17 protein-coding genes are annotated in these 17,496 nt (G+C 65.4%); 8 read left to right on the forward strand and 9 right to left on the reverse strand.

Annotated elements, in window-relative coordinates:
* The first annotated feature begins 80 nt into the window (after nucleotides 1-80).
* From EJ078_RS17330 to EJ078_RS17340, 3 genes are all read left to right on the forward strand, one after another.
* Nucleotides 81-260 (forward strand): YdcH family protein, encoded by a 180-nt coding sequence (locus tag EJ078_RS17330; RefSeq protein ID WP_040998838.1) that lies wholly within the window; start codon nucleotides 81-83, stop codon nucleotides 258-260.
* 254 nt (nucleotides 261-514) lie between these two features.
* On the forward strand, nucleotides 515-1,765 hold the full coding sequence (gene ispG, locus EJ078_RS17335) for a flavodoxin-dependent (E)-4-hydroxy-3-methylbut-2-enyl-diphosphate synthase (RefSeq protein WP_127215242.1): 1,251 nt from the start codon (nucleotides 515-517) through the stop codon (nucleotides 1,763-1,765).
* Between the two features lie 3 nt (nucleotides 1,766-1,768).
* A complete protein-coding gene (locus tag EJ078_RS17340; protein WP_095799807.1) occupies nucleotides 1,769-2,629 on the forward strand; it encodes a lytic transglycosylase domain-containing protein in 861 nt (286 codons plus the stop codon).
* A 1-nt stretch (nucleotide 2,630) separates the two neighbouring features.
* Here the strand turns inward: EJ078_RS17340 and EJ078_RS17345 are convergent, their stop codons facing one another.
* The 5 genes from EJ078_RS17345 to EJ078_RS17365 all read right to left on the reverse strand — a co-directional run bounded on the left by EJ078_RS17345 (nucleotide 2,631) and on the right by EJ078_RS17365 (nucleotide 7,569).
* Nucleotides 2,631-4,961: a response regulator gene (locus EJ078_RS17345; RefSeq protein ID WP_127215243.1), complete on the reverse strand. Its 2,331-nt coding sequence runs from the start codon at nucleotides 4,959-4,961 to the stop codon at nucleotides 2,631-2,633.
* Between the two features lie 125 nt (nucleotides 4,962-5,086).
* Nucleotides 5,087-5,428, reverse strand: a complete 342-nt coding sequence (locus EJ078_RS17350) for a hypothetical protein (RefSeq protein WP_095828374.1) — start codon at nucleotides 5,426-5,428, stop codon at nucleotides 5,087-5,089.
* Nucleotides 5,425-6,312 carry an NAD(P)-dependent oxidoreductase gene (locus tag EJ078_RS17355; RefSeq protein WP_127403435.1) on the reverse strand — a complete coding sequence of 296 codons (888 nt, stop codon included), beginning with the start codon at nucleotides 6,310-6,312 and terminating at the stop codon, nucleotides 5,425-5,427. Before EJ078_RS17355 ends, EJ078_RS17350 begins: the two co-directional genes overlap by 4 nt.
* Nucleotides 6,309-6,845, reverse strand: coding sequence for a gluconokinase (locus tag EJ078_RS17360; RefSeq protein WP_127215845.1), 537 nt, complete (start codon nucleotides 6,843-6,845; stop codon nucleotides 6,309-6,311). Before EJ078_RS17360 ends, EJ078_RS17355 begins: the two co-directional genes overlap by 4 nt.
* The gene (locus tag EJ078_RS17365) at nucleotides 6,814-7,569 is read right to left on the reverse strand and encodes an SDR family oxidoreductase (RefSeq protein WP_127215844.1); all 756 of its coding nucleotides are present in this window, start codon (nucleotides 7,567-7,569) and stop codon (nucleotides 6,814-6,816) included. The genes EJ078_RS17360 and EJ078_RS17365 overlap by 32 nt, the downstream gene beginning before the upstream one ends.
* A 78-nt stretch (nucleotides 7,570-7,647) precedes the next feature.
* Here EJ078_RS17365 and EJ078_RS17370 point away from each other — a divergent pair, with 78 nt between their 5' ends.
* The 3 genes from EJ078_RS17370 to EJ078_RS17380 all read left to right on the forward strand — a co-directional run bounded on the left by EJ078_RS17370 (nucleotide 7,648) and on the right by EJ078_RS17380 (nucleotide 10,759).
* Nucleotides 7,648-8,595 (forward strand): 2-hydroxyacid dehydrogenase, encoded by a 948-nt coding sequence (locus tag EJ078_RS17370; protein ID WP_127215843.1) that lies wholly within the window; start codon nucleotides 7,648-7,650, stop codon nucleotides 8,593-8,595.
* A gap of 61 nt (nucleotides 8,596-8,656) precedes the next feature.
* Nucleotides 8,657-9,691, forward strand: coding sequence for an L-idonate 5-dehydrogenase (locus tag EJ078_RS17375; protein WP_127215842.1), 1,035 nt, complete (start codon nucleotides 8,657-8,659; stop codon nucleotides 9,689-9,691).
* Between the two features lie 48 nt (nucleotides 9,692-9,739).
* Entirely contained in the window at nucleotides 9,740-10,759 is a 1,020-nt protein-coding gene (locus tag EJ078_RS17380; RefSeq protein ID WP_164746826.1) for a LacI family DNA-binding transcriptional regulator, read from the forward strand.
* Between the two features lie 66 nt (nucleotides 10,760-10,825).
* Here EJ078_RS17380 and EJ078_RS17385 read toward each other — a convergent pair whose 3' ends face one another.
* The 3 genes from EJ078_RS17385 to EJ078_RS17395 are packed head-to-tail and all read right to left on the reverse strand — an operon-like array spanning nucleotide 10,826 to nucleotide 14,522.
* Nucleotides 10,826-11,923 (reverse strand): substrate-binding domain-containing protein, encoded by a 1,098-nt coding sequence (locus EJ078_RS17385; protein ID WP_127241085.1) that lies wholly within the window; start codon nucleotides 11,921-11,923, stop codon nucleotides 10,826-10,828.
* 13 nt (nucleotides 11,924-11,936) lie between these two features.
* On the reverse strand, nucleotides 11,937-13,019 hold the full coding sequence (locus tag EJ078_RS17390) for an ABC transporter permease (protein ID WP_127215840.1): 1,083 nt from the start codon (nucleotides 13,017-13,019) through the stop codon (nucleotides 11,937-11,939).
* A gap of 9 nt (nucleotides 13,020-13,028) precedes the next feature.
* Nucleotides 13,029-14,522, reverse strand: coding sequence for a sugar ABC transporter ATP-binding protein (locus EJ078_RS17395; RefSeq protein ID WP_127215839.1), 1,494 nt, complete (start codon nucleotides 14,520-14,522; stop codon nucleotides 13,029-13,031).
* Nucleotides 14,523-14,655: 133 nt separating this feature from the next.
* Here EJ078_RS17395 and EJ078_RS17400 point away from each other — a divergent pair, with 133 nt between their 5' ends.
* Complete coding sequence (locus EJ078_RS17400) at nucleotides 14,656-15,579, forward strand: SMP-30/gluconolactonase/LRE family protein (RefSeq protein WP_127403434.1); 924 nt, start codon at nucleotides 14,656-14,658, stop codon at nucleotides 15,577-15,579.
* Between the two features lie 37 nt (nucleotides 15,580-15,616).
* Here EJ078_RS17400 and EJ078_RS17405 read toward each other — a convergent pair whose 3' ends face one another.
* On the reverse strand, nucleotides 15,617-16,534 hold the full coding sequence (locus tag EJ078_RS17405) for a polyprenyl synthetase family protein (RefSeq protein ID WP_095799817.1): 918 nt from the start codon (nucleotides 16,532-16,534) through the stop codon (nucleotides 15,617-15,619).
* A 129-nt stretch (nucleotides 16,535-16,663) separates the two neighbouring features.
* Between EJ078_RS17405 and EJ078_RS17410 the strand changes: the two genes are divergently transcribed.
* Nucleotides 16,664-17,371, forward strand: a complete 708-nt coding sequence (locus EJ078_RS17410; protein ID WP_095799974.1) for a transglycosylase domain-containing protein — start codon at nucleotides 16,664-16,666, stop codon at nucleotides 17,369-17,371.
* Nucleotides 17,372-17,496 lie beyond the last annotated feature (125 nt).

Below are 17,496 nucleotides of genomic sequence, written 5' to 3' on the forward strand. Positions count from 1 at the left end.
CGTGCCGTCACAGTTGCGACCTGCGGTGGACGTGCCTGAGACGGCTGCAATCGAGGAATCCATGAAAGGGAGAACCAATCATGTCTCTTGCATCCCATCTTGATGAGCTGCAGCGGAAGCACGGCGACATCGAGCGCGAGCTTATCGACGCGATGAATCATCCTTCGGTAGACGACCTCGAGATCGCCACTCTCAAGCGGCGCAAGCTGGCAATCAAGGACGAGATTGAAAAGCTGAAGGCGAAACCGACGGCACACTGAAACTCCTCTAGGCAACATAACCGCACCCGTCGGGTGCAACCCAACCGGTGGCAAGAATGCCGCCGGTCTGGCGAGTTTACGCTGAATTTCCTGACTCTTCCTTGGAATGCAACCGCAGCCCGATGTGGGCTGCTGAACCGCACGGCCGCCAACCAAGCGCAGCCGATTTGCGGACCGTGGCTGTCACCGGCCATTGACAAGCCATCTTTGCTCCGCCACCTCATGCCCGGAACTTCCAGATGAAGGCGGCCGGCATGACCGGATATTTTTCTTCTCCTTTCCCGCGGCGCGCATCGGTCGGCGTCGATGTCGGCGGCGTGATGGTCGGCGGCGGCGCGCCGGTCGTCGTGCAGTCGATGACCAACACCGATACCGCCGACATCGATCAAACCGTTGCCCAGGTGGCGGCGCTGCATCGCGCCGGCTCGGAGATCGTGCGCATCACTGTCGACCGCGACGAGAGCGCCGCCGCCGTGCCGCGCATCCGTGATCGGCTGGCATGGCTCGGCGTCAACGTGCCGCTGGTCGGCGACTTCCACTATATCGGTCACAAACTGCTCGCCGATCACCCGGCCTGCGCCGAGGCGCTGGCGAAATACCGCATCAACCCCGGCAATGTCGGCTTCAAGGAAAAGAAGGACCGCCAGTTCGCCGCGATCGTCGAGATGGCGATCAGATACGACAAGCCGGTGCGCATCGGCGTCAACTGGGGCTCGCTCGACCAGGAGCTCTTGACCCGGCTGATGGATGACAACCAGGGCCGGGGCTCGCCGCTCACCGCCCAGGAAGTCACCCGCGAGGCGATCGTGCAGTCGGCGATCCTGTCGGCGGAGATGGCGGAAGAGATCGGGCTCGGCCGCGACAAGATCATCCTGTCGGCCAAGGTGAGCGGCGTCCAGGATCTGATCGCCGTCTATACCGAGCTTGCGACCCGCTCCAACCATGCGCTGCATCTCGGGCTGACCGAGGCTGGCATGGGCACCAAGGGCATCGTCGCTTCCTCGGCTGCCATGGGTATCCTCCTGCAGCAGGGCATCGGCGACACGATCCGCATCTCGCTGACGCCGGAGCCGAACGGCGACCGCACGCGCGAGGTGCAGGTGTCGCAGGAACTTTTGCAGACGATGGGCTTCCGGCAGTTCGTGCCGATCGTCGCGGCCTGCCCCGGCTGCGGCCGCACGACCTCCACCGTCTTCCAGGAGCTGGCCCAGAGCATCCAGGCCGACATCCGCAAGAACATGCCGGTGTGGCGCGAGAAATATCCGGGCGTCGAGAACCTCAAGGTCGCGGTGATGGGCTGTATCGTCAACGGCCCCGGCGAATCCAAGCACGCCGATATCGGCATATCTTTGCCCGGAACCGGCGAGACGCCGACGGCGCCGGTGTTCATCGACGGCAAGAAGGCGGCGACGCTGCGTGGCCCCTCGATCGCGCAGGATTTCGAAAAGATGGTCGCCGACTATATCGAGCAGCGGTACGGACACGGCAAAGCCGCCGCGGAATGAGCCATGCAGCGCTTGCTCAGGACGGCACTGATCCTGATTTGCGCGCTGATCCCTGCCGGTCAGGCATTCGCCGATCCGCCGCAGTCGCGATCGGCCGCAAAGCGGCTGATCAATCGCGTCTGTGACCTGATCGAGACCCAGGCCGAGCAAAATGGCCTACCCAAGGATTTCTTCGCCCGGCTGATCTGGAAGGAGAGCCGCTTCGATCCCAATGCAGTGAGCCCCGTGGGCGCCGAGGGCATCGCCCAGTTCATGCCGGGCACCGCCAAGCTGCGCGGGCTTGCCGATCCGTTCGACATCGGACAGGCGATCCCCGCCTCGGCCAAGTATCTTGCCGAGATGAAGGCGGGCTACGGCAATCTCGGCCTCGCGGCTGCCGCCTACAATGCGGGCGAGAATCGCGTGTCACGCTGGCTCTCCTCCGGCGGCTTCCTGCCGATGGAGACCGAAAGCTATGTCTTCGACATCATGGGCGAGCCGGTCGACAAGTTCTCGGACACCGCCTATGCCGGCACGATCCGGCCGCTCGATCCGAAGATGAGCTTCGCGGTCGCCTGCCGCAGGCTGCCGGTGATCATGTCGCGGACCGTCGCCATGGCCTCGATCAACGTCAAGCCGTGGGGCGTCCAGGTGGCCGGCAATTTCCGCCGCTCCGCCGCAATCAGCCAGTGGTTGCGGGTTCGCGGCCGATTCCCTTCCCTGCTTGGCAGCCATGATCCTGTGGTCAGCCGCGTGCGCACGCCGATCGGCCGGCGCGGCATCTATGCGGTCAGGATCGGTGCCGACTCGCGCGCCGAGGCCAACGGCATCTGCAATAAGCTGCAAAGCGTCGGCGGGGCGTGCCTGGTTATGCGAAATCGGTAGCTCAAGCCGTCTTCGCCGCCACCGTCTCGCTGAGCCAGGTGCCGATCTTGGCGCCGAGGCGGTCGGGAGAGACCGGCTTCGGCAGGTAGTCGTCCATGCCGGCTTCCATGCATTTTTCGCGGTCGCCCTTCAGCGCATGCGCGGTGACGCCTATGATCGGCGTATGGCTGCCGCTCTGCCCTTCGATGGCGCGGATGGCGCGCGTCGCCTCGTAACCGTTCATCTCAGGCATGGAGACGTCCATCAGCACCAGCCTCGGGCGCAGCGAGCGGTACATCTCAACCGCGGTGCGGCCATTGCCGGCAATGCGATAGCTGAGGCCGAGGCCGTTGAGGATCTGGCCGAAGACCAATTGGTTCACGTCATTGTCCTCGGCGATCAGGATATCGATCGGACCGCTCGGCGCCGCCGCCGGTTCGGGCGAGAGGACCGGAACGGCTGGACCACGGATGACGGTGAAGGGCGGCGGAGCCGACTGGACGACGACCGGCTCGCGCACGAAATGCGCCTTGCCGCCTTGCGTGCGCGCCTTCTGGATGGCGGAGATCACGGTGCCGAGCAGCACCGCCGAACGCGCCGGCTTGGTGAGATGCGCGACGATGCCGAAATCGATCACCAGTCGGCCGAAATCGACCTGGTCGACCGAAGTGAGCAGCACGACCGGAATGGAAGACAGGCGGCTGTCGGCGGCGATCGCCTTGGCGACATCGGCGCCGTTCATGCCGGGCATCTGGTAGTCAAGGATGATGCAGTCGACCGAAGCGCCGAGCTGGCAGGCGCGGTCGAGAAAGGCGAGGCCGACGGCGCCGCTTTCGGCCGCGGCGCAGTCGAAGCTCCAGCTGCGCAGTTGCTCGAGCAGGATCTCGCGATTGACCGGGTTGTCGTCGATGACCAGGACGCGGGCGCCGGTTACGTCGACCGGCACGATCTCGTCGCGCGCTTGCTGTTTGTGTGCCGGCAGCGGTACGGCGAACCAGAAGACCGAGCCGCGGCCGATCTCGCTTTCAACGCCGATCTTGCCGCCCATCAGGTCGACGAGGCGGGCGGAGATGGCAAGGCCGAGCCCGGTGCCTTCGTGACGACGGGTGGACGAGCCGTCGACCTGGGCGAATTTCTCGAACACGCTCTGCAGCTTTTCGGCGGGGATTCCGATGCCGGTGTCCTCGACGCGGACCTTGAGCTGGACGGTCCCATCGACCACATCGCCGCCGACATCGATCAGCACATGCCCCTTCTCGGTGAACTTCACCGCATTGCCGAGCAGGTTGGTAACGATCTGGCGGAAACGGCCGGCGTCGCCGACGACGAAGCCAGGCAGGCGCGGGTCGACGCGCACGATGAGCTCGAGGTTCTTTTCGGCAACGCGGGCCGAGACCAGCGTGGCCACGTCCTCGACCGCTTCGGCCAGGCGGAACGGGGCGGGGTCGAGCGTCAGCTGGCCGGCATTGATCTTCGAGAAATCGAGAATGTCGTTGATGATGGTGAGCAGCGCGTTGCCGGATTTGACGATGACGTCGGTGAAGGTCTTCTGGCGCGGCGTCAGCTCGGTCTTGGCGAGAAGCTCGGCCATGCCGAGCACGCCGTTCATCGGCGTGCGGATCTCATGGCTCATATTGGCGAGGAATTCCGATTTCGCCCGGTCGGCCGCCTCGGCCTTGAACAACGATGCGGCGGTTTCGGCGAAGGCGCGGCGGATCGCGTTCTCCATCGGCCGGAAGATCAGAACCGCGGCGATGGCGATGACGGCGATCAGCAGACCGCTCGCCCATAGGAGCAGCCGGTCGCTGGCGGCATCGGCGAGGCGCCGCTCGTCATCGAGCGCGGTGCGCACGCGAACCAGCATCGGCTGGGCGAAAAGATCGTTCTGGTTGCGGATCTCGCGGTAGCTCCATTCGTCGACTGTCTGGGCCACCGACATCAGGTTGAAATTGCGCACCATGTCGCGCGCCGACCAGAACAGATCGTCGTTCACCGAAGCGGATTCGAGCGCATTGAGCGTATTCTTCGACAGCCGCGGCCTGATCGCCGCGAGCTGCGCGTTCAGGATTTCGATCTCGCCCATCAGCCGTTCGGAATGGCCGCGCGCGGCTGCGATCAGCCCATCGCGGGTCTCAGCCCGCCACACGGTTCCGGTCGTCTCGGCGAAATTGGTGGCGTTGCGCAGGTCGCGCGAGAAGATGACGAAATTGGCGCTCAAGGCATCGACTTCGTGGCGGTATGAGTTCACGCGGTTGAGCGCGAACATGACGGCCGCCGAGGCCAGCGCAAAGACGAGCAATCCCGAAATATAGCGGACCCGGATCGACCGGATGAAGGAGGAATACTCCGGCATGCGCAACCCCAACCCAAACGCACAATTTTAACGGTCGGGATTACGCTTGATTTACATTAAGATTTCGTTGGTGCGGCTGCCTGTCTTGCCTGCGCATTTAGGGCTCAGGGGCAGATTTAAGCACGTCAATCCGTCGACAGGGAAAACTCGTTGGCGATGGTGACGTGGTGGTGAATGCGTCCCTCGAAATACTTGGCCAACACCGCCTCGGTCGCGGCGCGAGATTCCGCGCGGGCGGGGCTCGCGAGCGCGGCCTCGACCGCGGCCATGTCGCGATAGTTGATTGCCAGGATCATCGGGAATTCCGGCGCGCCATCGTCGCGTTTCTCGGCAAAGCTGACGCGGACGTCTAGCGCGCCCGGGAAAGCCTTCCACTTCGGCAGGACGGTTCTGATCACATCCTCGCGGAAGGCTTCGGTCTGGCCGTCTTTCACCTTGCCTTCAAACAGCGCATAGCGTGTGATCATGCTGCGGGCTCCTCATCCTTGCGTCGGAAAAATTCCATCAAAGCGGCCTGGTCCTCGCCACCCAGTCCGGCGGCCGTCAACAGCCGGTGCACTTCGGCGCAGACGGCCGTCAGCGGCATTGCAGTGTGCGTGCGCCGCGCCAGGTCCTGCGCGGCGTTGAGGTCCTTGACCATGTTGTCGATGCGGCCGGTGCGCCGGTAGTCGAAGGTCGCAAAACGCGGCAGGTATTCCTGCAGAATGGCGCTGTCGGCGCGGCCGCCTTTCAGCGCCTGCGGGATCTTGAGCGCGTCGACGCCGGCATCGAGCGCAAGCCGGGTCGCTTCCGCCACAGCCATGAAATTCAGGGCGCAGAGCACCTGGTTGATCAGCTTCGTCGTCTGCCCCGCACCGGCCGGACCCATATGCGTATAGTTGCTGGCGACGTGGTGGAGCACCTTGTGCGCGTCCGCCACATCTTCCGCCTTGCCGCCGGCCATCAGCGTCAGCTCGCCGACGAGGGCTTTCGGCGCCCCGCCCGAGAGCGGAGAGTCGACCCAGCGCAGACTCCTTTCGCCGGCGTCCGCCGCCAGCTGGCGCGTCGCGTCGGGGTCGATGGACGACATGTCGATGATCAGCGTGCCGGGCTTCGCGCCGGCGGCGACGCCGCCATCGCCGAACACGGCGCGGCGCACGATCGCAGCGGAATTGAGGCTGAGGATGACGAAGTCGGCCGCTGCGGCGGCCGCGGCCGCGCTGGCCGCGGCGCTGGCGCCCTTCGCAACCAGCGTTTCCACCTTGACCGTGTCGAGATCAAACACGAAGAGCCGGTTGCCGGTAGCGAGCAGGCGTTCGCCGATCGCTCCGCCCATGGCACCGGCACCGATTAGCGCGACTATGTTGGTCATGACGGTCGCTCCTCAAATCTGGACGTTATATCCGCGACAATCTTTTCTAGCGGTGCGTCGATCGTAACCGCGATGGCATTCTCGTCCTTGCCTGGCACTTCCAACGTCGCGAACTGGCTGTCGAGCAGGCTGGTCGGCATGAAATGGCCGGTGCGCTCGCTCATGCGCCGGGAAATCAGTTCACGCGAACCATCGAGATAGATGAACAGCACCGGCGCGCGGGCCTGCTCGGTGATGAAATCGCGATAGGCGCGCTTCAGCGCCGAACAACCGACGATGACCGGTGCGGGCTGCCGCCTCAGCGTTCCGCCGACTTTCGCCAGCCATGGCCACCTGTCGGCGTCGTCAAGCGGAATGCCTGCGCTCATCTTGGCGGTGTTGGCTTCAGGGTGCAGCTTGTCGCCATCCACATACGTCGCGTGGATCGCACGGGCCAGCGCCTCGCCAACCGTCGTCTTGCCCGAACCGGTGACGCCCATGACGACCATGCGCGGCGGCAGGTCAGATCGAAGCTGTGATGCCGCCATCGACATAGAGGACATGTCCGTTGACAAAGGAAGAGGCGTCCGAAGCCAGGAAGACGCAGGCGCCGACCAGTTCTTCGACCTTGCCCCAGCGGCCAGCCGGCGTGCGCTTTTCAAGCCAGGTGCTGAAGGCCGGGTCGGCGACAAGGGCCGCATTGAGCGGCGTGTCGAAATAACCGGGCGCGATGGCGTTGCATTGCAGGCCGTGCCTGGCCCAGTCGGTCGCCATGCCCTTGGTGAGATTGCCGACCGCGCCCTTGGTCGCCGTGTAGGGCGCGATACCCGGCCGGGCGAGCGCGGTCTGCACGCTGGCGATATTGATGATCTTGCCGCGGCCACGCCGGATCATGTGGCGCGCCACGGCCTGGCCGACATGGAAGACGCTGGCGACGTTGGTCTGCAGCAGGCGCTCGAAGGCGTCGGCGGGAAAGTCCTCGAGCGGCGTACGGAACTGCATGCCGGCATTGTTGACCAGAATGTCTATCGCTCCGTGAGCCTGCTCGAACGCATCGATGGCGGCGCGTACCGCATCATGGTCGGTTGCATCGAAGGCCAGCGTCACAGCGCCGGGGATTTGCGCGGCCGCAACGGCGAGTTTTGCCTCGTCGCGGCCGTTGAGGACCACTTTGGCCCCGGCACCGGCGAGCCCTTTTGCCAAGGCAAGGCCGATGCCTTGCGAGGAGCCGGTGACGAGCGCGGTGCGCCCGGTGAGATCGAACAAGGTGGACGACATTTTCTCGATTGCCTCTCGTCGCTGTCCGTTTTATGTTATCGATAACATCAGCTGTCAAGTCAAGTGGAGCGAAAACCGATGCAGCGGCCCCATATCCTTCAGGTTGGACCTTATCCCGCGTGGGACGAGGTGCCGCTCAACGAAGCCTTCGTGGTGCATCGTTATTTCGCGGCCGAGGACAAGCCGTCCTTCCTCGCCGACGTCGGGCCGCAGGTCCGCGCCATCGCCACCCGCGGCGAACTCGGCGCGAACCGCGCCATGATCGAGGCGTGCCCGGCACTCGAGGTCGTCTCCGTCTACGGCGTCGGCTTCGACGCGGTCGATCTGTCGGCATGCCGAGAGCGCGGCGTGCGGGTCACCAATACGCCTGATGTGTTGACCAACGACGTCGCCGATCTCGGCATCGCCATGATGCTGTGCCTGTCGCGCGGCATGATCGGCGCCGAGCGCTGGGTGCGCGACGGCAGCTGGGCCTCTAAGGGCCTTTACACGCTGAAGCGCCGAGTCTGGGGCCGGCGGGCCGGCGTGCTCGGCCTCGGCCGCATCGGCTATGAGGTGGCCAAGCGTCTGGCCGGCTTCGGCATGGACATCGCCTACAGCGACGTCGCGCCCAAGGATTTCGCCGCGGACTGGGAGTTCGTCGCCGATCCCGTCGCCCTGGCCAGCCGTTCCGATTTCCTGTTCGTGACGCTCGCGGCGTCGGCCGCGACGCGCCACATCGTCAATGGCGAGGTGATCGCGGCGCTTGGCGAGGACGGCATGCTGATCAACATTTCGCGCGCCTCCAATATCGACGAGGATGCGCTGCTCGATGCGCTCGAGAAGAAGGCGCTGGGGTCTGCCGCGCTCGACGTTTTCGAGGGCGAGCCGAAGCTCAATCCGCGGTTCCTGGCGCTCGACAACGTCCTTTTGCAGCCGCACCATGCGTCGGGCACTATCGAGACACGCAAGGCGATGGGCAAGCTGGTACGCGACAACCTTGCCGCCCATTTTGCTGGCCAGCCGTTGCTGACGCCGGTGCTGTGAAATTGTTTTACGCAAGTTTTCACGCAAAGCCTGCCTGCACAGTCCGAGGAGTTCGCCTGTCATGAAGTCGATCGTCATCCACGCCGCCAAAGACCTGCGCATCGAGGACCGTCCGGTCGAGGAACCGGGGCCGGGCCAGGTGCTGTTGCGTCTCGCCGCCGGCGGCATCTGCGGCAGCGACCTGCACTACTACAATCACGGCGGCTTCGGAACGGTGCGCCTGAAGGAGCCGATGATCCTCGGCCACGAAGTCTCCGGCGTGATCGAGAGCCTCGGGCCGGGAGTGAGTGGACTGCAGACGGGACAGCTCGTCGCCGTGTCTCCGTCGCGGCCCTGCTATAGCTGCCGCTATTGCCGCGAGGGCATGCACAACCAGTGCCTCAACATGCGCTTCTACGGCAGCGCCATGCCGTTCCCGCATATCCAGGGCGCGTTTCGTGAAATGCTGGTGGCGGACGCGATTCAGTGCGTCCCGGCGGACGGGCTGACCGCCGGCGAGGCGGCGATGGCCGAACCGCTGGCCGTCTGTCTGCACGCGACGCGCCGGGCCGGAGAGATGCTGGGCAAGCGCGTGCTGGTCACAGGCTGCGGGCCGATCGGCCTGCTGTCGATCATCAGCGCGCGCCGCGCGGGTGCGGCCGAGATCGTCGCCGTCGACATCGCCGATTTCACGCTGTCGATGGCCATGCGCGCCGGCGCCGACAAGACCATCAACACCCGAACCGAGCCGGAAGGTTTGGCGCCCTACCTTGCCGACAAGGGGACCTTCGACATCCTCTACGAATGTTCGGGCGCGGCGTCGGCGCTGGCGCAAGGCATCGCTGCGCTGCGTCCGCGCGGCACCATCGTCCAGCTCGGCCTCGGCGGCGCCGAGATGGCACTGCCGATGTCGACGGTGACCGCCAAGGAACTGTCGATCAACGGCTCGTTCCGCTTCCATCCCGAATTCGCCGTCGGCGTCGAGCTGATGCGCAAGGGGCTGATCGACGTGAAGCCGCTGATCACCCACTCGGTGCCGGTCGACGAGGCGCTTTCCGGCTTCGAGCTCGCCAACGACCGCAGTCAGGCGATGAAGGTCCAGATCGCGTTTGCGTGAGCCGCAACGGCGCGTTGCATTCCGCCGTGATATCGATAACGTACGGCCATGCAATCTTCGCCCAAACGGCCGACCATGGCCGATGTCGCGCATCGCGCCAACGTCTCGACGATGACCGTGTCGCGCGCTTTCAAGCGCGACGCTTCGGTCAGCGCCGATACGCGCGACCGCATTCTGAAGGCGGCTGAAGAGCTCGGCTATGTCTTCGACAGCATCGCCGCCAATCTGTCGTCGCGGCGCTCCGGCTTCGTCGCCGCGACGATCCCCTCGATCAACAACGCCAATTTCGCCGACACGGTGCGCGGCATGACCGAGGGCCTGCGTGACAGCGGGCTGGAGATCCTGCTCGGCTTCACCGACTATAATGTCGAGGAGGAGGAACGCCTGGTCGGGCAATTGCTTCAGCGTCGCCCGGAGGCGATCATCGTGACCGGCGGCCGGCACACGTCGCGCTGCCGCAAGTTGCTGGCCAATGCCGGCGTTCCGGTCGTGGAGACCTGGGATTTGCCGGCCGACCCCATCGGCCACGTCGTCGGCTTTTCCAATGCCGATGCCGGGCGGCTGATGGTCGATCATTTCGTTCAGCGCGGCTATTCGAGGCTGGGCTTTATCGGCGGCGACACCTCGCGGGACACCCGTGGTCTGGACCGCCGACGCGGCTTCGTCGCGGCGCTGGAGGACCGCGGCCTCGACGCTTCGCGCGTGATTGCCTCCGGCGTGCCGCCGATCTCGATGCGCGAGGGCGCGACCGCCATGGTCGAGATGATCTCGCGCTGGCCGGACACACAGGCGGTGATGTGCGTGTCCGACCTCTCCGCCTTCGGCGCCCTGATGGAATGCGTTCGACGCGGCATCCGCGTGCCGGACGACGTGGCGATTGCCGGCTTCGGCGCCTATGATCTCGCCGAGCAGTCGGTGCCTTCGATCACCACGATCGACGTCGGCGCGCATGAGATCGGCATCCGCGTCGCCGAGCTGGTGCTCGACCTGCTCAACGGGCGGCGAGCGCTCGATGACCGCGTCGTAGTCGGCATGACGCCCAAGGTTGTTGTGCGACACACGGCCTGAAGCGTCGGAAAAAACGAACGGCCGGCGGATGATCGCCGACCGCTCGCTGATCGTTCTGGATGGCGTCTATTTGCCCCAGATCTTCTTGTATTGGTCGCGGTAGCCGTTGCCCGGGTCGAAACGGTTGTCCGGGCCGCCGTCGAACTCGACATTGTCGGAAGTCACCACATGCAGCGGCGAGATGTAGCCCGACCATTTCTCGCCGGCCATGGCGCGGTTGAGCTCGTCGACAAGCTGCCAGCCCTGCAGGTTCAGCGGCTCGGCCACCGTCACCTTCTGGAACTGGCCGGAGCGGATGCGCTGGTAGGCCGATTCCGAACCGTCGCCCGCCGCGACGTTGATCGGCGCATCGGTGCCGGACTTGCCGGCCGCCGCGAGCGACGGCCCCATAAAGTCGAAATAGAGGTCGTTGATCGCCAGCGAATGGGTCCATTGATCGCCGTATTTCTGCAGCAGCGAGGTGGTGAGCTGCGGCATGCGCTGCGAGGTCTCGGCGATCGGCGTGTCGACATATTCGAGCACCTTCCCGCCGAGATCCTCGATCTCCTTCTTCATCCGGTCCGCCTTGGCGATAGCGATCTGGTAGGTGGAATCGGTGAAGATGATGACGCCGGGCTTGCCCTTGGCGTCGACAAAGGCCCAGTCGGCCGCCGCCTTCGAAACTTGCATTGGATCGGTCGAGACGTTGGCGACGATGCCGAGATCGTCGATCGGGCCGACGGTCGGCGCGGCGTGCCAGGCCACCATCGGGATCTTGGCCGCCTTGGCCTGCTCCATCGCCGGCTTCTGCTCGACGGCGTCGAAGCCGTTGATGATGATGCCATCGGGATTGAGCGCCAGCGCCTGGCCGAAGGCAGCGGTGCGGCCGCCGATGGAGCCGGCCCCGTCAAGCGTCTTGACCGTCCACCCCAGGGCGGCAGCGGCTTCCTCGACACCCTTGGTGACGCCGAGGATGCCGCCGTTCTTCATGTCGGCGCCGAGCACGACGATGGTCTTGCCGGCAGCCCCTTTCGGTCCCGTGGTCGGTCCGTCCCACTTCTCGACCTTGCTGGCATATTTATCGACCACCGCTTTGGCGTCGGCCATCGGGTCGGCCAGCGCCGGCGAGGCGATGCCAAGCGCCAGGCAGGCAATTCCGAGCTGTAGGACTGTTCTGCGCTGCATATCGTTTCTCCCATTAAGCATTGTCGGTTGTATTTGTTGATTGGCTGGTGGCTGGTCGGCTGGTGGGCGCGGATGCCGGCACCACCGCGCCGCGGCGCCGCTGCGCGTAGCCGGCAATGCCGATCGCGACGAGCAGGGTGACGCCGTTGAACAACGGCTCTACCCAGAACGACCCGCCGAACTGCTGGATGCCGGAAATGCCTACGGCGAGGATAACGACGCCGACGATCGTGCCCCAGACATTGACGCGGCCCGGCTTGATGGTGGTCGATCCGAGGAATGCGCCGACCAGGGCCGGCAGCAGGTATTCGAGGCCAACACTGGCCTGGCCGATCCTGAGCTTCGAGGCCAGCAGCACGCCGCCCAAGGCGGTGAGCGCGCCGGAGGCGACGAAGGCCCCCATGACGAATTTCTGCACCGGAATGCCGTTGAGCGCGGCCGCCTTCGGATTGGCGCCGATGGCGTAGAGGTAGCGGCCAAGCGGCATATATTCGAGCACCAGCCACATCACCAGCGCCAGCACGACCACGTAGTAGCCGGTGATCGGCAGGCCGAACAGCATGGTGCCGTTGAGGGAAAGGAAACCGTCGGGAAGCACGCCGACGACCTGGCGGCCGCCCGTGTACCACATTGCCAAAGCGTAGAGCACCGTGCCGGTGCCGAGTGTGGCGATGAAGGAATCGATGCGCGCCACCTCGACCAGCAGGCCGTTGATGAAGCCGGTGAGCACGCCGAGCAGGATGACGATGAGCACCGCGAGCGGCCAGGGCATGCCGAATGCGGTTTGCAGGCTGATGGCAAGGATGTGCCAGAGCACGATGCCGTAGCCGACGGTGAGGTCGATGCGGCCCGAAGTCATCGGAATCATCGCCGCCAGCGACAAGAGCGCGATGATCGCCTTGTCGGAAACGATCGAGCGCAAATTGAGCAGCGTCGGGAACGTCCGCGGCAGGAGCAGCGAGAAGAGCAGGATCAGGAGCAGCGTCAGGATCGGCAGGCCGTAGACCGGCAGATAGCGCGCCGCCTTCTGGCCGTAGCTCAGTCCGGGGAGCTCCGAACGGGTCGGCTCCAGCGCCGTCGATTTGATCGAGTTCATGGATCCTCCTCAGGCGGCTTCGGACACGGAAGCGGCGCTGATGAGCGCCGCCGTCGTCAAGGCATCGCCGGCGAGCTCGCGCACGATGCGATTGTGCGAGAAGACGAGCGCGCGGTGACAGATGTGGGCGACTTCCTCGAAATCGGTGGAGACGACGATCACTGCCAGCCCGGCTTCGACCGCGGCGGCGATCAGCCGATAGATCTCGGCCTTGGCGCCGACATCGACGCCCGCAGTCGGATCCTCGGCGATCAGAAGCTTACGGCCCGTCGCCAGCCAGCGGCCGACGACCACCTTCTGCTGGTTGCCGCCGGAGAGCGCCTCGATCGGCAGGTGCGGGTCATTGGGCCGCAGCCCCAGCCGTGCGCCGAGCTCCCGCGTCAGCTCGCTTTCCCGGGCCGGCTTCATGAAGGAGAAGAGCCCGCGGCCGACGGCCGAGGGGTTGAGATACATGTTCTCGCGCACCGAGAGCGACAGCGCCACGGATTCCTCGGTGCGGTCACGCGCAATCAGTCCGACACCGGCGGCAAGAGCGGCGCCGACCGAGGACAGGTCGAGGCGCTTGCCGTCGAGCCAGACCAAGCCGTCGAAAGCTTCAGTCCCAAACAGCGCACGGCCGACAGCTTCCTGCCCGGCGCCGCGCAGGCCGACCAGGCCAAGCAACTCGCCGGACCGTGCCTCGAAGCGAACCGGACCGACACTGCCGCAAGTCAGGTTTTCCACCCTGAGCCGTTCCGGCCCGTCCCGCCAATGCGACTTGGCAAACATCTGGTGCGCCGGCCGGCCGACGATGAGATCGACCAGTTCCTGCGGCGTGGTCTCGGCCACCGGCTTGACCGCGACCATGCGGCCGTCGCGCATGACGGCGACGCGGTCGGCGATGCGGAACACCTCGTCCAGCCGGTGCGAGACATAGATCATGCCGACGCCGCGCTCGCGCAGCGGCCGGAGCGCCTCGAACAGGCGCTCGACCTCGTCCGCCGGCAGGCTCGCCGTCGGCTCGTCGAGGACCAAGACGTCGGCCTCGGTGGCCAAAGCCCGGGCAATCGCCACCAGAGACTTTTCGGTGCGGGAGAGGTCCTGCACGCGCGTCGCCGGATCGAAGGCACAGCCGACCAGCGCCAGCGCGCGCTCGGCGCGGCGCTCGGTGTCTTGCCAGTCGATCAGGCTGATGCGGCGCGAAAAACCCTGCGCCATGCCGACATTCTCGGCCACGGTCATCCATTCGATCAAGCCGAGGTCCTGATGGATGAAGGCGACCTTCTGCGGCTGATTGGGGCGGGGCGGGCGATGGTGATAATCCTCGCCGCGAAAGCGGATCGTGCCCTGGTCGCGCTTGTGGATGCCGGCGAGCGTCTTGATCAGCGTGGATTTGCCGGCGCCGTTCTCGCCGAGCAGCGCGACGATCTCGCCCTCATGGATGTCGAGCGAGACCGACTTCAGCGCCAGGGTGCCGCCGAAGCGCTTGGAGATGTCGATGAATTCGATGAGCCTGGGCCGCATTTTTTGGCCTCCTCCCAAGCCAAGCAAATGACTGAATTGCGACGGATGTTATCGCTAACATTTGTGCAGGTCAAGTCTTGAAAATGGGTCAACGCGCCGGCTATCGATGAGGCGGTTTTCGCGGAGAAGTACCATGTTCGGAGACATTGAAGGCGCCGGGTTCGAAGTTCTCGACGAGCGGTTCGAGCGGTGTTTCGTCGGTCACGTTGCGGTCGAGCGGCTGTGGACCGGCGGGCGCTGGCTCGAGGGCCCGGCGTGGTTCGCCGCCGGCCGGTATCTTCTTTTCTCCGACATCCCGAATGACCGCATCATGCGCTACGACGACACCAGCGGCGCGGTCTCGGTCTTCCGCTCGCCCTCAAACAACGCCAACGGCAACACTGTCGATACGCAGGGGCGGCTGGTCACCTGCGAGCATCAAGCGCGGCGCGTCACCCGCACCGAGCATGACGGCTCGATCACGGTGATCGCCGACCGCTTCGAAGGCAGGCGCTTGAACTCGCCCAACGATGTGGTGGTGCGCTCGGATGGCACGGTGTGGCTTTCCGACCCGCCCTACGGTATCGCCACCGACTACGAGGGCGACCGCGCCGAGCAAGAGATCGAGGGATGTCATGTCTATCGTGCCGATCCTGCAACCGGTGAGGTAACGCGAGTTGTCTCGACCATGGCAAAACCCAACGGCCTCGCCTTCTCCCCAGACGAGACGATCCTCTATGTCGGCGACACAGGCGTCACGCATCAGAAGGACGGGCCAAGGCACATCCGCAAGTTCGCTGTCGAGGGCAACAATCTGCGCGAACTCGGCGTTTTCACCACCTGCACGGCCGGTCTGTTCGACGGGTTCAGGGTGGACACGACCGGCCGCGTCTGGGCAGGGGCCGGCGACGGCGTCCACTGCTTCGATCCAGACGGCACGCTGATCGGCAAGATCCTCATCCCGGAGACGGTGGCCAACCTGACTTTCGGCGGTCCCAAGCGCAATCGCTTGTTCATCACGGCGCGGCAGTCGCTTTACGCGGCTTTCGTGGTGGCGAACGCCGCGGGGCGGGGGTGAAAGCCGCGACCTGAGCTCCGCGACGTCGGCTGCGGTCTCAGCTGCTCCGCGTGGCGACAAACGTTGCCGCCGCCTTCAGCAAATCCGCCTGCTCGCCATAGGGCTCCAGCAGTGCATGAGCCTGGTCGATGAGGCCGTGAAGCTGCTCGCGTGCCCAATCGGCGCCGTGCAGCGCGGCAAGTGTGGCCTTGCCGGCAGCGGCGTCCTTCTTGGTCGCCTTGCCCATCTGCTTTGCGTCGGCGGTGAGATCGAGCAGGTCGTCGGCTAGCTGGAAGGCAAGACCGATCGCCGAGCCGAACTCCGCCAGCCTTTCACGGTCGACGGCGGATGCGCCGGCGATGATGGCGCCTGCTTCGCAGGCAAAACGGATCAGCGCGCCTGTCTTCATCGCCTGCAGACGGATGATGCCGGCCTCGTCCGGCCGCTTGCGCTCGGCCTCGAGGTCGAGCGTCTGGCCGCCGACCATGCCGCCGGTTCCGGCGGCGCGGGCGAGCGCCAGCACCAGCGCCGCCCGCCGCTCGGCCGGCAACGCGGTCGCCTCGTCGGCGATGATGTCGAAGGCCAAAGTCAAGAGCGCGTCGCCGGCAAGGATCGCGGTTGCCTCGTCGAAAGCTTTGTGCACCGTCGGCTGGCCGCGGCGCAGATCGTCGTCGTCCATGGCAGGAAGATCGTCATGGATCAGCGAATAGCAATGCACGCATTCGAGCGCGGCGGCGACGCGCAGCGCCGCCTCGTCATTTGCCGAAAACAGCGCCGCGCTTTCCACCACCAGAAAAGGTCGGAGCCGCTTGCCGCCGTTGAGCACGCCGTGGCGCATCGCCGCCATCAGGCGTTCCGGCCGTGCGATCTCGCCGGAGAGCAGAGGCGCGTCGAAGACCTGCCGCAGCAGGACCTCGACTGCTGCGGCGCGCGTAAAAAGCGCGGATTCGAAGGCCACCTGGTCGTCTTTCAACATGGCCGGGACCGGTAGCCGACACTCAGACGTTGCGCAAGCAGCCTCGCGCCATTATGCCGAAGTAGCGGGTGGCACGGGTGGGGCGACTTGACGGAACCGATCGTCGAACATGAAAGCGAAGGGCTGGACATGGCACGGCCGCGGCGCCTGAACCGCGCCGGTCTCAAGCGCCTTGGCCGGCGCTGCCTGGTCGCGGCGATCGTGCTGGCCGCGATGCCGGTCGCGCTCACCTTCCTCTATCTGCCGCCCGTCGTGCATCCGGTTTCGACGCTGATGCTGAAGGATCTTGTCACCTTCTCCGGCTACGACCGGCGCTGGGTTTCGATCGACGATGTGGCGCCGGTGCTCATGCATTCGGTGATCATGTCGGAAGACGGGCAGTTCTGCTTCCATCGCGGCGTCGACCTCGGCGAATTGCGCGGCGTGGTCGACGATGCGCTTGCCGGCGAGGCGACGCGCGGCGCCTCCACCATCACCATGCAGACGGTGAAGAACCTGTTTTTGTGGTCGCGGCCGCTGGGCAGCGTGCGCAAGGTGGTCGAGTTGCCACTGGCCGTCTATTTCGATGCGGTGATGTCGAAGCGCCGCATCATGGAGATCTATCTTAACATCGCGGAATGGGGGCCAGGCATATACGGCATCGAGGCGGCCGCGCAGCATCATTTCGGCGTCTCGGCCAGGCAATTGTCGCGCCGGCAGGCAGCGTTGCTTGCCGTCAGCCTGCCCAACCCGATCGCACGCAATCCGGCCAGGCCAGGCCCGGGGTTGAGGCGCCTCGCCAATCTGATCGAGCGGCGCGCCGGGCGCTCGGGCGCTTATGTCGGTTGCCTCGATTAAGGTGACCCGGCGCCGGCTCAAAAAAATTCGCGCCAGTGCTGGCCAAAACGGCGCAAGGCGTGTATAGGCACCCGACTTTCTCAGATTATGGCCTCGATGCGGCCCTTTCGCGAGGGTTGCCGGGG

The sequence above is a fragment of the Mesorhizobium sp. M1A.F.Ca.IN.022.06.1.1 genome (assembly GCF_003952605.1).
Taxonomy (GTDB): Bacteria; Pseudomonadota; Alphaproteobacteria; order Rhizobiales; family Rhizobiaceae; genus Mesorhizobium.

What these genes read in the sequence shown, in the direction of transcription:
- EJ078_RS17330 (WP_040998838.1), top strand. Translation starts at nt 81, where the DNA reads ATGTCTCTTGCATCCCATCTTGATGAGCTGCAGCGGAAGCACGGCGAC.
- ispG (WP_127215242.1), top strand. Translation starts at nt 515, where the DNA reads ATGACCGGATATTTTTCTTCTCCTTTCCCGCGGCGCGCATCGGTCGGC.
- EJ078_RS17340 (WP_095799807.1), top strand. Translation starts at nt 1,769, where the DNA reads ATGCAGCGCTTGCTCAGGACGGCACTGATCCTGATTTGCGCGCTGATC.
- EJ078_RS17345 (WP_127215243.1), bottom strand. Translation starts at nt 4,961, where the DNA reads ATGCCGGAGTATTCCTCCTTCATCCGGTCGATCCGGGTCCGCTATATT.
- EJ078_RS17350 (WP_095828374.1), bottom strand. Translation starts at nt 5,428, where the DNA reads ATGATCACACGCTATGCGCTGTTTGAAGGCAAGGTGAAAGACGGCCAG.
- EJ078_RS17355 (WP_127403435.1), bottom strand. Translation starts at nt 6,312, where the DNA reads ATGACCAACATAGTCGCGCTAATCGGTGCCGGTGCCATGGGCGGAGCG.
- EJ078_RS17360 (WP_127215845.1), bottom strand. Translation starts at nt 6,845, where the DNA reads ATGTCGATGGCGGCATCACAGCTTCGATCTGACCTGCCGCCGCGCATG.
- EJ078_RS17365 (WP_127215844.1), bottom strand. Translation starts at nt 7,569, where the DNA reads ATGTCGTCCACCTTGTTCGATCTCACCGGGCGCACCGCGCTCGTCACC.
- EJ078_RS17370 (WP_127215843.1), top strand. Translation starts at nt 7,648, where the DNA reads ATGCAGCGGCCCCATATCCTTCAGGTTGGACCTTATCCCGCGTGGGAC.
- EJ078_RS17375 (WP_127215842.1), top strand. Translation starts at nt 8,657, where the DNA reads ATGAAGTCGATCGTCATCCACGCCGCCAAAGACCTGCGCATCGAGGAC.
- EJ078_RS17380 (WP_164746826.1), top strand. Translation starts at nt 9,740, where the DNA reads ATGCAATCTTCGCCCAAACGGCCGACCATGGCCGATGTCGCGCATCGC.
- EJ078_RS17385 (WP_127241085.1), bottom strand. Translation starts at nt 11,923, where the DNA reads ATGCAGCGCAGAACAGTCCTACAGCTCGGAATTGCCTGCCTGGCGCTT.
- EJ078_RS17390 (WP_127215840.1), bottom strand. Translation starts at nt 13,019, where the DNA reads ATGAACTCGATCAAATCGACGGCGCTGGAGCCGACCCGTTCGGAGCTC.
- EJ078_RS17395 (WP_127215839.1), bottom strand. Translation starts at nt 14,522, where the DNA reads ATGCGGCCCAGGCTCATCGAATTCATCGACATCTCCAAGCGCTTCGGC.
- EJ078_RS17400 (WP_127403434.1), top strand. Translation starts at nt 14,656, where the DNA reads ATGTTCGGAGACATTGAAGGCGCCGGGTTCGAAGTTCTCGACGAGCGG.
- EJ078_RS17405 (WP_095799817.1), bottom strand. Translation starts at nt 16,534, where the DNA reads ATGTTGAAAGACGACCAGGTGGCCTTCGAATCCGCGCTTTTTACGCGC.
- EJ078_RS17410 (WP_095799974.1), top strand. Translation starts at nt 16,664, where the DNA reads ATGGCACGGCCGCGGCGCCTGAACCGCGCCGGTCTCAAGCGCCTTGGC.